Source organism: uncultured Bacteroides sp. (assembly GCF_902491285.1).
GTDB lineage: Bacteria > Bacteroidota > Bacteroidia > Bacteroidales > Bacteroidaceae > Bacteroides.
Genome location: NZ_CABUHK010000038.1, coordinates 36,006 through 50,613 on the forward strand (window position 1 = coordinate 36,006; position 14,608 = coordinate 50,613).

Here is a 14,608-nt window from a genome sequence, read left to right on the forward strand (position 1 = left end):
TTCCAGGACATAATTCTAATAGAACGAAAAATGAAGAAAATTTCATATTATATATATATGGTTGTTGCTTTGACAACAGCCATATTCACCGGTTGTACCGATGAAGATAAATCAGAACCGCTTTTTACAGGTGAACTGAATATCTTTGACTTTGCGCCGACTACGGGAAAAGGAGGTACACAGTTATTGATTAACGGCGAACAGTTTGCGTTGGATGTAAATGCTGTCAGCGTGAGTATCAATGGAGTAGAATTAGCAGTTTTGCAGTCGAACGAAGAGCAGTTGCTAGTAGAAGTGCCGGACAATGAGCTGGTGGATAATGCACCGTTGACGGTGACTGTGGACGGTAAGGCTGTACAATCCAAAGCTAAATTTACTTTCCAGAAAGCTGCACTTGCCAGTTATTCTCCTGCTATGGGTAAAGTAGGGACGGAAGTAAGTATCTATATCTCAAACTTGCCTCTGGAAATTACGAATCCTACCGCTACTTATAAAGATGTGGAAGCAACTTGTGTATTTGATGCGGAAAAAGCGTGTTTTCTAGTGACAATCCCTGAACTTGCAGAAGAAGGAACTTTTCCTATTGTCCTAAGTTTTAATGGCAGAGCATTCTCGGTAGACTTTACATATGATGATGCGCCTATCTTTGAACGTACAGTTACTACGTTACCGGGAAGCGATGTGCTTTCTGTCAGAAGTTCTATTTGGGAAGGAGCGGACGCTAATCGGTTTGGTAGTATCGCTGTTGATGATAACGGTAATGTGTATGTAGGTGAACTTGGCAATATGTGTATTACTAAGATTACCCCGGACGGTAAGCTGAGTAGAGCTGCCGGTCAAGGTAACTCTAATCCGGATTGGAATATCGACTGGCGGTATACGGAGGGGGGATCTTATGATGCGGATATTCGTCCTGCAGACATAAAGGTAGATAGCAAAGGAAATATCTATGCTTGTGATAGCTGGATTGGCACTTCTGCATTCTTTGAGCCGGACGGCAAAGCTCATTTCTTAGGAAATCCTGCATCCACTATCATTGCCATTGATGAAAAGCATAATCGTTTTTATAGCAGAAATGACAATTGCCTTTTTATGAAAGACTTGGATGATTATGGCACAAGTGTTAAGAGTCAAGGTGATTGGCTTTATGATATATGGGATATTGGAGGAATGGATGTGGATAAGAACACTGGTGATCTTTATGCTGTCAAGAGCCGTTCCAACCAGATTATCAGGTTCCCTTATACCGAGACGGGGTTGGGTGCTCCGGAAGTTGTAGCAGGTTCGGGGGTAGCTGGAAATAGCGACGGGCCTCGTATGGAAGCCACTTTTGCTTCTCCTTGGGGAATTGCGGTTACGCCGGACGGCAATATATTGGTAGCTGGAAATGGTGCTAAAGTTTATGAAGACGGACTGTGTTCACATATCGATCAAAGTATCCGCTATATAGATATGAAGACCGGAATGGTAACAACTTTTGCGGGCTCTGCAACTTCCGGTAATGAAGACGGTATGTTCACTTTACCGGCATATGCGGGAATCAGTTCTGCCGAAGAGATATTGCCGGCTTCGTTCGGTGCGCCTTCTGCCGTATGTGTGGGCAAGGATGGCACGGTATATGTGTTGGATAGGCTGAATAACTGCGTGAAGAAGATTACAACTGTTGAAAAATAACAAACCTTATGAAAACAAATTTTATTCACTATATTGCTCTTGTCCTATTGGTGTGTAGTGTAGGACTGCTGGGCAGCTGTAAAGATGATGACGGGCATAATGCGGGAAGTCCCGTAGTAGTAAATCGTTTCTACCCCACAAGCGGTAGTGCGGGGACTGAAATTCTTATTACCGGTAAGAATTTTACAACTAATGTTGATGAAGTTTCCGTAATGGTAGGTAATATACCTTTAACGGTACTGAGTTGTGATATGAATAACATTATGGCTATAGTCCCTGCCCGTATGGGTGACGGGCGGTTGAAAGTTTCGATTGCCGGACGCGAGCCGGTTACTACAATTGAAAGTTTTGTTTATTCATTTGCCGCGAATGTATCTACGTTTGCCGGAAATGGCGAAGCCGGTTACCAAGACGGTAAAGGTTCTGAAACAATGTTGCATCTTGATGTGACCGAAGAAGATAACGCCAATTGGACGTATGGTCCTTGGCAGAGAGGAAGTATCTGCGTCGACAATGACGGTAATGTATATGTAGGAGAAGCCGGCAATGTATGTATTCGTAAGATTACTCCTGACGGAACGGTTACTACCCTGGCAGGTTTTGCCGGTCAGAGGGGTTATGCTGATGGTACAGGGATGCAGGCACGTTTTTCTAACCTTTACGGAATGGATACTGACGCTGCCGGAAATATTTATGTGACTGAAACTGGTAATAATACCATCCGTCAGATTACTCCTGACGGCGTGGTTACTACATTGGGAAATACGAGCAATCAGCCTTGGGCATTGGCAGTAGACAAACGGAATGGCGATATTTATTATACGCATCCGTCTACGGGTGTTTGGAAATTCAATCAGGATGGTCCGGATACGCAAGTTGGTGTTAATGAAAGTTCTCTTTTGTGTATGGGAATCGTTGTTGATGCCGCTGGTGATATCTATGTGTCGGAAGCTGCTAACAGTGGTGTGCACCGTATTGTGAAATATATGCATGATGGCTCATCATGGCAGCGTTCTGTAATAGCCGGTAATACCGAACAGGCTTATGTAGACGGTTCGTTCAACGAGGCTCGCTTTTCTTTCCCCGGTGGTTTGGCTGTAGGTCCTGATGGAAATATTTATATTGCAGGTAACGGTGCCTATGGTGGTGACATTAATAATGCAGACCAAAGTATCCGTGTACTGGATTTGCAGAATCATGTGGTGCGTACTGTTGCAGGAAGTTCTTTGGCAGGGTATAATGATGCCAATGGTTCTGCTGCGACATTCAGCGGACCGGAAGATGTGGCTGTAGATAAGGACGGATTGATCTATGTACTTGACAGAAAGAATAATGTGGTAAGAAAGATTGTTTACGAGTAAACAGGACAGGAGTTGACAAGGCTTGTGCATAAGCAAGCCTTGTCAGACTATCCAATCACTTTTTAATTTAGAAAAATGTAAACCCTATAATCCTGAAGAAACAATGAAAAAGAATTTTGTTCTATTGCTGTGCTTTATTCTCGCAATGGGAATGGTTTCATGCGGTGATGATAAACTGGATGAGGCTATTGATACTGAACAAGGAGGCGATGACGGAAAAGACGATGGTGATGACGGTGATGACGGTGAAAAACCGGAGCCGGCAAAAGCAGTCAGTTGGTTTGTTGCCCCGAATGGTAACGATTCGTCTAACGGAATGATTGCAACTCCGCTGAAAACAATCTCTAAGGCTTTGCTGAGAGCCAATCCCGGTGATACCGTGTTTTTGCGGGAAGGTGTGTATAATGAGCATGTGACTCCTTCGAAGTCGGGTACGCGCCAAAAGAGAATCACTATTAAAGCCTATAAAAATGAAGTTGTCAAGATTGACGGCACAGGACTGAAAATAGAGGGATGGGGCAATGCATTGGTACAAATTAAAGATGTGAATTTTATCACAGTGGAAAACCTGCATATCTGCAACGTCATAAATACTGCCAAGAATGCCGATCCTGAAGGTATTCATATCACGGGGACATCTAATAATATTGAGATTCGCGGATGTGAAATTTATAATGTCAAAAACACGTGTACACGAGCCGGACAAGATGTGAACAACGGTCTGGATGATTGGCGTAGCGCCCATGCCATTTTGATAACAGGATTTCATACAACTCCTGTCAGAGACATCCTGATTGAGAAATGTGATATTCATGATATTCATAGCGGTACGAGTGAGACATTCTCACTGGTGGGTAATGTGACGAATTTTACCATACAAGACAATAAAGTGCATGATGTGGAAAATATCGGTATTATTGTAGCAGGAGGAGAAAACTTGAATCCTGGTGGCGACTTGTCTGTTAATTTTGCGCGTGACGGTGTAATCCGTCGTAATAAGATATACAGATGTACGCATCAGAATTCGACGGATTATTGGGGAACAGATGCCTATGGTGCTATTGGTATCTATATATGTGGAGGGGCACGTACGATTGTCGAGCAAAATGAAGTGTGGGGATGCGACCGTGCCATCGGACTGGTGAGTGAAAGCGATCAATATTCCACTACGGATTGTATTGTGCGAAGCAATATAATTTACAACAACTATCGTACGGGGATTTATATGGGCAACTATATAGGCTTCTTCGACGAAGTAAGCGGTACGAGAAACTGCCATATACTGAACAATACGCTTTATCATAACAATTTGGTAGGTGGTTCATACAACGGTACAAACAATACCGAAGGTATCAAGGATAATGAAGACAGTTGCGAAGGCGAACTCCGCATGACGAAAAACTGCTATGATAACGTCATTGCGAACAACCTTGTATATGCGGTAACAGACAGGGATATTTTCGTACGCAAATACACTACGAGCGGAACAGGCAACAAGATAAGCAACAATATCTATTATTCCACCAATCCCAAAAACAAGCGTTGGGTATGGGAAAACGTAGAATACACCTCATGGGAAGCCTATAAAGCAGCCAGTGGAGATACGGGTTCCTTGTTCGATATAGACCCTCTGTTGGTCAATCCGAGCTTGAGCAATCCTAACTTCCGGCTGAAAACAGGTTCACCGGCTGTCAATGCGGGATGGTTTATCAGTTCCTACTTTAATGGCACTGAAGATTTTGCAGGAAATGCACGTTACAGCGGTTCCTCTATCAGTATAGGAGCCTATCAATAAAGTTCAATAGGGTATTATTTTTATAGAGAAAACATGAAAAAATATATAAAAGCAATCTACTTTTTATTTATGGGAGCATTACTGTGCGGATGCTCTAATCAGTCGGCTGCAGGGTGGTATGTATCCCCCGGTGGTGACGACCTGGCGGAAGGCGGAAAGAATACTCCGTTGAAGACAGTGGCTAAGGCATTGGAATATGCCCTTCCGGGAGACACCGTCTTTTTGCGTGAAGGGGCATATCATGAGTTTGTCATTCCTACACGTTCGGGCGAACCGGGAAAAGCGATTACTATCAAAAGCTATCCTGGCGAAACAGCCAAGATTGACGGTACAGGCTTGAAGCTGGAAGGATGGTCGGCATTGGTGCAGTTGAGAGATATACAACACTTGACACTGGAAGACTTACATATATGCAATGCGGTGAATGCATCTCCCAATTCCGATCCGGAAGGGATACTCATTAACGGAAAATCGGGTGATATCACAATCCGCAACTGTAAAATATACAATATCAAGAGCGTGTGTCTGGATACGCACGGTAAAGACGATTGGCGCAGTGCCCACGCCATCCTGGTGCTTGGGACCAACGATGAGACACCGATACGCAACCTTACAATTGAGCAGTGTGAGATTTTTGATATGCACACCGGAACGAGTGAATCGTTGACGATTGCCGGAAACGTTGACGGATTTGTTGTTCGGGATTGTGAGGTGCATGATGTCGAAAATATCGGAATCATTGTGGCCGGCGGCGATAATCTTAATCCGGGTGGGGATATCAAGGTGAATTATGCCCGCAACGGAATCGTTCGCAGGAATAAAGTATATAGGTGTACTCATCAATACACCCCTGAGTTTTGGGAAGTGGTTTGTAATAATCCTGCGGCTTACGGGGCTATCGGCATTTATGTCTGTGGCGGAGCGAATACTGTCATTGAGCAAAACGAAGTATGGGAGTGCGACCGTGCCATCGGACTGGTGAGTGAAAGCAACGAACTGTCCACAAAAGATTGTATCGTACGCAATAACTTTGTGTACAACAACTACCGCACAGGCATATATATGGGAGATTATATAGGATATACCAATGGCGGGACTTCCGGATGCCATATTGTGAACAATACTCTATATAACAATAATTTAGTAGGCGGCTCATTGAACGGGACCAACAATTCGGGACAGATAAACGATGCAAAAGACAGTGAAGGAGAAATCCGTCTGACGGAAAACTGCACGGATAATGTAATAATGAATAACCTTATTTATGCATTGAGCGACCGGGATATATTCATACGTAAATATACGGCAACGGGAGACAGGAATGAAATAGGGTACAATCTTTATTTTTCTCCCGGGCAAAAGGTACAGAAATGGTTCTGGGACGGAAAAGAATATACAGACTTCGCAGAATGGCAGAAAGCCAGCGGAGACAAGAACTCTGTTTACAATGTAGATCCGCAACTGAAAAACAAGGAGGTAGAAAAACCTGACTTGCATTTATTGTCCGAATCTCCTGTCAGAAATGTTGGATTTATTATGTCGGGCGCAATAATTGGTGAGTATGATATAGACGGTGATAAACGTCTCGGAGATAACAAGATAAATATCGGTGCCGACCAGTAAATTGTATATTTCTCCTGAGATGGGGACAAATATGCAGGTTCAAGAATTTATGAAACTTAACTATATAAGTTATGAAGAAAATACTTCTATTGTTTATTTTACTTCTCGTAGTAGTCAAAGGTTATGCGGACGTGTTCGACGGTGTACAGGGACTTGTAGACCGCCGGGCGCCGTGGCTTGCCAAGCACATCCGCTTTGAGGCAGTATCCTCTCCGGACGGTGATTGCTTCACTCTGCAAACTATCGGGAAGAATCTGGTAGTAAAAGCTACTGACGCAAACACAGCGGCAGTTGGTGTCAATTGGTATTTGAAATACTATTGTCACCGAAGCATGTCTCATCTTGGTGACCAGCTCGCCCCCGTAACTGAGCTTCCGGTCGTAGAACAACCAGTAACAGTCAAAACCTCTGCTATATATCGCTATGCTTTAAATTACTGTACTTATAACTACACCATGAGTTTTTATACCTGGGATGACTGGCAATGGGAACTCGACTGGATGGCGCTTAATGGGGTGAACCTGATGCTTGTGGCCAACGGCTCGGAAGCCGTATGGCAAAACGTGCTCAGGCGGATGAACTATTCGGAGAAGGAAATAGCCGATTTCATCACCGGTCCGGCTTATAATGCCTGGTGGCTGATGGGAAACATCGAAGGTTGGGGAGGTCCTATGCCCCAGTCGCAGATAGACAGCCGGAAGAAATTGGTTCAGAAAATGCTGGCACGCATGAAGTCGTTGGGGATTGAACCTTTAATGCCCGGTTTTTATGGAATGGTGCCGAGTAACTTGAAGACCAAAAGCAAAGCTCATATTATCCCGCAGGGAAATTGGGGAGCTTTCACGCGTCCCGATATCCTTGATCCCACAGATCCGGAGTTTGAACGTATTGCCGCCATTTTCTATGACGAGACACGCCGGCTGTACGGTTCGGATATCCGTTTCTTCTCCGGCGACCCGTTCCATGAGGGGGGAGCTACGGAGGGAGTGTCTTTGGGAGATGCCGGACGGGCTATACAAAAAGTGATGCAGAAGCATTTCCCCGGTTCTATCTGGGTGTTGCAAGGCTGGCAGGATAATCCTAAACCCGGTTTATTGGAAAAACTGGACAAGAGGTATGTGCTTGTTCAGGAATTATTTGGCGAGAATACCAATAATTGGGAAACCCGTAAGGGATACGAAGGAACTCCTTTTATATGGGCTACTGTCACTAATTTCGGTGAACGGCCGGGGATTAATGGAAAACTGCAACGTTTTGCCGATGAAGTTTATAGAGCTTCCCAAGGCGAATATTCTTCTTATATGAAGGGGGTGGGGATATTGCCCGAAGGCATAAACAATAATCCGGTGGCTTATGAACTGTTGCTTGAACTGGTATGGCATAAGGAACACGTAGATGTCGACCGGTGGATTGACGCCTATATCACAGCACGTTATGGTAAGATAACCAATGAAGTACGTGCAGCTTGGAGATTGATGTTGAAATCAATATACAGCAGTGAGGTAGGTTATCAGGAAGGACCTCCTGAAAATATTCTTTGTGCACGTCCGTCGTTGGAGCTTAAATCGGTTTCCAGTTGGGGGCGGCTGGCGAAGAAGTATGATTTGGAACTTTATAAGGAAGCGGCATTGTTATTTGCCGGAGCATTGCCGGAATTTCGCAATGTCCGTACATACCGCATTGATTTGATTCACTTCCTGCGGCAGATGATAGCTAACGAAGCCGATCAGGTCTTTGCGGGTATCGTAGCCACTTATCAAGCGAAGGATGCGGAGAAATTCGAGAAGGAAACGCGCCGGTTCCTTACGATGATAGATACGGAAAATGAATTATTGTCTCAAGATCCTTTCTTCCGTCTGAGCACCTGGCAACAACAGGCCAAAGATGCAGGCGGCACTTCTGCCGAGAAAAGTAATAATCTCCATAACCTGATGATGTTGATTACTTATTGGGGAGAGCATGTGACTTCGGAGGATAACCTGCATGATTATGCTTACAAAGAGTGGGCGGGTATGATGAATACCTATTATAAAGACCGTTGGATTGTATATTTCGACTATTTGCGTGCACAGCTTCGTGGCGAACAGGCAAAAGCTCCCGATTATTTCCATTGGGAACGTGAGTGGGTGGAGAAGAATCTGAAAATCGCTGACGATGCGCCGCGTATGTCTCTGGAAGAGATTGTGAATGAGATAACTCTTCCGGCTGCCTGCCCGTCATCAGACTTGGCGGAGCTTATCGATACGAAACCGATTGATGAGGCCAAGTGGGAACAGTGCAAATCGGCCTACAACAGTGCATGGGGGGTGACCGATGTCCGTTATAGCCGTACTAACGTGCCGGTGACGGATGTAATGGCTGCCCGCACCTGGAAAGGTACAGCATGGAAGGGGGAAAAGGTCAATGCATTGGCATTGCTCTGGACTACGCGCGACTGCAAAAACATACGGGCGGAAGTCAGCGACCTGAAAGGTTCGGGCGGTGCGGTGATTCCGGCTTCTGCCCTCCGTACTTATTTTTTGCGTTATATCATGACCGATGAGTTGAGTAAAGATGGCAAGTCGGGCTGCGGATATCGCACCAATCATGCGGAGTTTGATTCTTCAATGGTAGCGGATGTGTTGGATATAAAGAGAATATGTGACATCAAAAGCCGTCAGACACAACCGGTATGGCTCAGTTGTCAGGTGCCTTCCGATACCCCCTCGGGAACATATCGGGGCAAGCTGACCTTTCCCGACAGTTCGTTTGCTCCTTTGGATATAGAACTGAAAGTATCCGGCAGGCAACTGCCGCCTGCTGCGGAATGGGCTTTTCATCTTGATTTGTGGCAGAATCCTTATTCGGTGGCGCGTTATCATCAGGTTCCTTTATGGAGTAAAGAGCACTTTGCGGCTATGCGTTCCATTTTTCTGCCGTTGGCAGATGCCGGACAGAAATGTATTACAGCTTCCATTATGCATCAGCCTTGGGGCGGGCAGACTGAAGACCCGTTTGATTCAATGGTGATGCGTGTACGTCAGTTGGATGGAAGCTGGTTGTATAATTATGAAGTATTCGACCGTTGGGTGGAGTTTATGATGTCTTTGGGCATTGACCGTGAGATAAATTGTTATTCACTGATTCCTTGGAAGTTATCTTTCCGCTATTACGATCAGGCTTCTGATGGCATGAAATCGGTGAAAGCTGAAGTCGGAACTGCTGAATACCGTGATTACTGGCTTCCCTTCCTGAAAGACTTCGCCCGCCATTTGAAGGAAAAGGGCTGGTTTGAAATAACAACTATCGCCATGGACGAACGTCCGATGGAGCAGATGCAGAAAGCGATTGCGTTGATACGCGAAGCGGAGCCGGGCTATAAAGTGGCTCTTGCCGGCAACTACCATGATGAAATTGAGAGCGACATTTATGATTATAGCATAGCTTCCGGTCAGGTGTTTCCGGCGGATGTACTGGCAAAGCGGAAGGCGGAAGGGAAGAAAAGCACTTATTATACTTGCTGCACTGAGGCGCGTCCGAATATGTTCACTTTCTCACCTCCGGCAGAATCGAGCTGGCTTGCCTGGTATGCGGCTGCCGAAAACTTTGACGGGTATTTGCGTTGGGCATATAATAGTTGGGTGAAGGAGCCGTTGCAAGATACCCGTTTCCGTACTTGGGCTGCCGGAGACTGTTTCCTGTTTTATCCGGGCGGGCGTTCTTCCGTCCGAATGGAAAAGTTGCAGGAAGGAATCCAGGACTTTGAGAAGATTCGTATACTGAGGGATGAGTTTAAGAATCATCCGGCCAAGTTGAAACGGATTGAACAGATATTATCAGACTTTCGTCTTGAACGCCTAGCAGATGCCCCGGCGGGAAAAATGGTGGACAAAGCCCGGAAAGCAATTAATAATTTTTGAGAAGAATATGACTAAACTAATTTATTATAAGCAATAAGGATTATGAAAAAGATATTTTTCAGTTTAACAATGGTATGTTTGTTTATCGCTTTCTCGGCGTGTAAGCAAAATAAAGGGGATACGGTTCAGCCTATTGTGGTAGAAACGCCGGTGCGTCCTGCCGGACAGGAGGATGTGATTCGGCTGACTGCTCCCAAAATTGATACGGTACGTGTCGGATTCATCGGATTGGGAATGCGTGGTCCGGGAGCTGTCGCACGCTTTACGCATATTCCGGGAACACAGATTAAGGCTTTATGCGATATCCGTCAGGATTGTGTGGAGAAAGCGCAGAATATTCTGCGGGAAGCCGGTCTGCCGGAAGCTGCTGCTTATTACGGGGATGAAAATTCATGGAAACAGTTGTGTGACAGGGACGATATTGATCTTGTTTATGTGGCGACGGACTGGAGACATCATGCCGAAATGGGTATCTATGCGATGGAGCACGGAAAACACGTTGCTATTGAAGTCCCGGCTGCTATGACATTGGAGGAAATCTGGAATCTTATAAATACTTCCGAAAAGACCCGCAAGCACTGTATGCAACTGGAGAATTGTGTGTATGATTTCTTTGAACTCACTACGTTGAACATGGCTCAACAGGGTGTGTTTGGTGAAATTCTGCATGTAGAAGGGGCGTATATTCATAATCTGGAGGATTATTGGTCGTCTTACTGGAACAATTGGCGTATGGACTACAATCGTAACAACCGCGGAGACGTATATGCTACACACGGCATCGGTCCTGCTTGCCAGTTGCTTGACATTCATCGGGGGGATCGCATGAAAACGCTGGTGGCAATGGATACAAAGGCGGTGAACGGTCCGGCATATATCCGGAAAACAACGGGCGAAGAGGTGAAAGACTTTCAGAACGGCGACCAGACTACTACTGTGATTCGTACCGAAAACGGCAAGACGATGCTTATCCAGCATAATGTAATGACTCCGCGTCCGTATAGCCGTATGTATCAGTTGGTCGGCACCGACGGATATGCCAGCAAATATCCGGTTGAGGAATACTGTCTGCGTCCGGAACAGGTGGATACGAATGTGGTGCTCAATCATGAGAACCTGAACGCTCACGGGGCTATGCCCGAAGAGGCAAAAGTGGCAATGATGAACGCATACAAGCATCCTATTCATGTGGAATTGGAAGAGACGGCCAAGAAAGTTGGCGGTCATGGCGGTATGGACTATATAATGGATTACCGGCTGGTTTATTGCTTGCGCAATGGATTGCCGTTGGATATGGATGTCTATGATTTGGCCGAATGGTGCTGCATGGCCGAGTTGACTCGTCTTTCCATTGAAAATAACTCGGCTCCGGTAGCAGTACCCGATTTTACACGCGGTGGGTGGAACAAGGTTACTAAGTATCAACATGCTTTTGTAAACTAAGAGGAGAAACAGATGAAACAACAACAATTTTATAAAAATCTGCTTTGTCTGTTGATGCCGTTTCTACTGAGTGCCTGTTTGTCTTCGAAAGAGCGTATCAAGGCAGATGCGGGAGCTTTTACTATTGACGGCAAGGATGTACAGTTGATTTGCGGGGAGATGCATTATCCCCGCATCCCTCACGAATACTGGCGCGACCGGCTGCAGAGAGCCCGTGCGATGGGGCTGAACACAATCTCGGTTTACGTGTTTTGGAACTTTCACGAGCGTCAGCCCGGTGAGTTTGATTTCAGCGGGCAGGCAGATGTTGCCGAGTTTGTCCGTCTGGCACAGGAAGAAGGTTTGTATGTGATATTACGTCCGGGACCTTATGTCTGTGCTGAGTGGGACTTCGGCGGATACCCTTCTTGGCTGTTGAAAGAAAAGGACATGGTTTACCGCAGCAAAGATTCCCGCTTCCTGCAATATTGTGAACGGTATATAAAAGCGCTTGGCAAACAGTTGGCGCCGTTGACTGTCAATAACGGGGGAAATATACTCATGGTGCAGGTGGAAAACGAATATGGCTCTTACGCGGCGGATAAGGAATATCTGGCAGCTCTCCGCGATATGATAAAAGATGCAGGGTTCAATGTCCCGCTGTTTACTTGTGACGGTGGCGGACAGGTTGAGGCCGGACATATCGATGGGGCATTGCCGACATTGAATGGAGTATTCAGCGAAGATATCTTTAAAATCGTGGATAAATATCATCCGGGCGGTCCGTATTTTGTGGCGGAATTTTATCCGGCATGGTTCGACGTATGGGGACAGCATCATTCGACGGTCGATTATAAACGTCCGGCGGAACAACTGGACTGGATGCTGGGGCATGGAGTATCTGTCAGTATGTATATGTTTCACGGAGGAACGAATTTCTGGTATACGAACGGTGCGAATACGGCCGGTGGCTACCGTCCGCAGCCTACAAGCTATGATTATGATGCGCCTTTGGGGGAATGGGGAAACTGTTATCCGAAATATCATGCTTTCAGGGAGGTTATTCAGAAATATTTGCCTCAAGGAACGGTTCTGCCGGAAGTGCCTGCTGATAATCCTACGACGGCATTTGCAACGATTGAACTGAAAGAAAGTGCTCCGCTGAAAGCTGCTTTTCATCAGACTACCGAATCGGAAAATGTGCTTTCAATGGAAGATTTGGGAGTTGATTTCGGTTATATACATTATGAGACTACTCTCAACAAGGCGGGCAAGCAAAAACTGATAATACAGGATTTGCGTGATTATGCCGTGATTCTGGTCGACGGTAGACAAGTGGCAAGCTTGGATCGCCGTTACAATCAGAACAATGTGATGCTCGATATCCGGAAAGCTCCTGCTAAATTAGAAATATTGGTCGAAAATTCGGGCCGTGTCAATTATGGTCCTGATATATTGTTCAACCGGAAAGGAATTACGAATCAGGTATTGTGGGGAGATGAAAAGTTGACCGGATGGTCTATCACTCCTTTGCCGCTTTACAAAGAAAAGGTCTCCGAAATGAATTTTGGCGGGAGTATCCAGGGGAAACCGGCTTTCCATCGGGGAATATTCACCATTCAGAAGAAAGGCGACTGCTTTGTTGATATGAGCCGTTGGGGGAAAGGTGCTGTTTGGGTGAATGGTAAATCGCTAGGACGGTTTTGGAATATCGGTCCGCAGCAGACTTTATATTTGCCTGCCCCGTGGCTGAAAGAAGGGGAGAATGAAATAGTCGTTTTTGAAATGGAAGATACCGGCAACCGTACTTTACAAGGGTTGGACCGTCCCATACTTGATAGTTTGGGAGTGGACAAGAATTATCGGCAAGGGCAACGCCGCGCCGTTCAGGGAACTCCGATTCTTGAGAAGGGGGATGTTGCACTGGAAGCTACCGTGCAGGAAACCAATGACTGGCAACAATTTGCATTTCCTGTTGCCGCTACTCTCCGCCATTTTTGCATCGAAACGCTTTCTTCTTATACCGATGACAATCAAGCTTGTATTTCAGAGGTTGAGTTGTTGGATGATAAGGGACAGGCGATTGATAAGACAAAGTGGGATGTGGTTTATGTAAGTAGTGAACTGTCTGATAAAAATCTTGGGATAGGAGAGAATTTATATGATGGCGATGTCTCTTCATTCTGGCATACAGACCCGGCTGTTAGTTCTACTCATCCTCATCAGATCATTATTGATATGAAAGAGATATATAAGGTTTCTGCCCTGCGGGTGAAAGTGCGTGAAGGGTCATTCTTATCCGGAAAAGTAAAAGATATCCGGATATATACCCGCCCGCAATTCTTTTTGTTTCGTCAGTAGGTTACAGGATTGAATCACATCATATTTGCCCTTTCCTCACGTTTTCATCTCTCTGCTTATTGAGATTGGTGTGCGGAAAGGGCTTCTCTTTCTAAAAAGTTTTTATTCATTTTTGCCCTCATACCCTCATAAATATCTTGAATCGCTTTGTTCATCGTTGTTTCCTCTATGGTGTCAGGTCGTTTTATCCCCCTGATAGTAACTTTTGCCCTCATACTGATTTTTTACTTTTAACAACTAATAGGCTTGTAACCAGTGTAATATATGTTTCTTGTGCTAAGTCTGTATACTCCATGCCGGCTGCTTTTTGTGCCTGATTTGCTTCATATAGCCTCTAATCTTATGCCTGTTTCGGTTTCAAGTACCCGTTTTTCTTCTTTTTCTCCTATATATCATACGTAAAGCCCTTATATATTATTATTGCTGTCCGATAAAACTCAGAAAACGCGATACAGTATGGCTCGAACGCTGAT

8 protein-coding genes are annotated in these 14,608 nt (G+C 45.4%); 7 read left to right on the forward strand and 1 reads right to left on the reverse strand.

Going from position 1 to position 14,608, the window contains the following annotated elements:
* The first annotated feature begins 30 nt into the window (after window positions 1-30).
* The 7 genes from RDN93_RS11515 to RDN93_RS11545 all read left to right on the forward strand — a co-directional run bounded on the left by RDN93_RS11515 (window position 31) and on the right by RDN93_RS11545 (window position 14,135).
* Window positions 31-1,674, forward strand: a complete 1,644-nt coding sequence (locus RDN93_RS11515; RefSeq protein WP_308745670.1) for an IPT/TIG domain-containing protein — start codon at window positions 31-33, stop codon at window positions 1,672-1,674.
* Between the two features lie 8 nt (window positions 1,675-1,682).
* Window positions 1,683-3,035 (forward strand): IPT/TIG domain-containing protein, encoded by a 1,353-nt coding sequence (locus RDN93_RS11520; RefSeq protein WP_308745671.1) that lies wholly within the window; start codon window positions 1,683-1,685, stop codon window positions 3,033-3,035.
* Window positions 3,036-3,138: 103 nt separating this feature from the next.
* On the forward strand, window positions 3,139-4,830 hold the full coding sequence (locus RDN93_RS11525) for a right-handed parallel beta-helix repeat-containing protein (RefSeq protein WP_308745672.1): 1,692 nt from the start codon (window positions 3,139-3,141) through the stop codon (window positions 4,828-4,830).
* Between the two features lie 33 nt (window positions 4,831-4,863).
* Window positions 4,864-6,453 carry a right-handed parallel beta-helix repeat-containing protein gene (locus RDN93_RS11530; protein ID WP_308745673.1) on the forward strand — a complete coding sequence of 530 codons (1,590 nt, stop codon included), beginning with the start codon at window positions 4,864-4,866 and terminating at the stop codon, window positions 6,451-6,453.
* Window positions 6,454-6,524: 71 nt separating this feature from the next.
* Complete coding sequence (locus tag RDN93_RS11535) at window positions 6,525-10,352, forward strand: glycoside hydrolase domain-containing protein (RefSeq protein ID WP_308745674.1); 3,828 nt, start codon at window positions 6,525-6,527, stop codon at window positions 10,350-10,352.
* A gap of 69 nt (window positions 10,353-10,421) precedes the next feature.
* Window positions 10,422-11,795, forward strand: coding sequence for a Gfo/Idh/MocA family oxidoreductase (locus RDN93_RS11540; RefSeq protein WP_308745677.1), 1,374 nt, complete (start codon window positions 10,422-10,424; stop codon window positions 11,793-11,795).
* A 12-nt stretch (window positions 11,796-11,807) separates the two neighbouring features.
* Window positions 11,808-14,135, forward strand: a complete 2,328-nt coding sequence (locus RDN93_RS11545; protein ID WP_308745675.1) for a beta-galactosidase — start codon at window positions 11,808-11,810, stop codon at window positions 14,133-14,135.
* Window positions 14,136-14,191: 56 nt separating this feature from the next.
* Here RDN93_RS11545 and RDN93_RS11550 read toward each other — a convergent pair whose 3' ends face one another.
* On the reverse strand, window positions 14,192-14,350 hold the full coding sequence (locus RDN93_RS11550; RefSeq protein ID WP_308745676.1) for a hypothetical protein: 159 nt from the start codon (window positions 14,348-14,350) through the stop codon (window positions 14,192-14,194).
* Between the last annotated feature and the right edge of the window lie 258 nt (window positions 14,351-14,608).

What these genes read in the sequence shown, in the direction of transcription:
- RDN93_RS11550 (WP_308745676.1), bottom strand. Translation starts at nt 14,350, where the DNA reads ATGAGGGCAAAAGTTACTATCAGGGGGATAAAACGACCTGACACCATA.
- RDN93_RS11535 (WP_308745674.1), top strand. Translation starts at nt 6,525, where the DNA reads ATGAAGAAAATACTTCTATTGTTTATTTTACTTCTCGTAGTAGTCAAA.
- RDN93_RS11530 (WP_308745673.1), top strand. Translation starts at nt 4,864, where the DNA reads ATGAAAAAATATATAAAAGCAATCTACTTTTTATTTATGGGAGCATTA.
- RDN93_RS11545 (WP_308745675.1), top strand. Translation starts at nt 11,808, where the DNA reads ATGAAACAACAACAATTTTATAAAAATCTGCTTTGTCTGTTGATGCCG.
- RDN93_RS11525 (WP_308745672.1), top strand. Translation starts at nt 3,139, where the DNA reads ATGAAAAAGAATTTTGTTCTATTGCTGTGCTTTATTCTCGCAATGGGA.
- RDN93_RS11540 (WP_308745677.1), top strand. Translation starts at nt 10,422, where the DNA reads ATGGTATGTTTGTTTATCGCTTTCTCGGCGTGTAAGCAAAATAAAGGG.
- RDN93_RS11520 (WP_308745671.1), top strand. Translation starts at nt 1,683, where the DNA reads ATGAAAACAAATTTTATTCACTATATTGCTCTTGTCCTATTGGTGTGT.
- RDN93_RS11515 (WP_308745670.1), top strand. Translation starts at nt 31, where the DNA reads ATGAAGAAAATTTCATATTATATATATATGGTTGTTGCTTTGACAACA.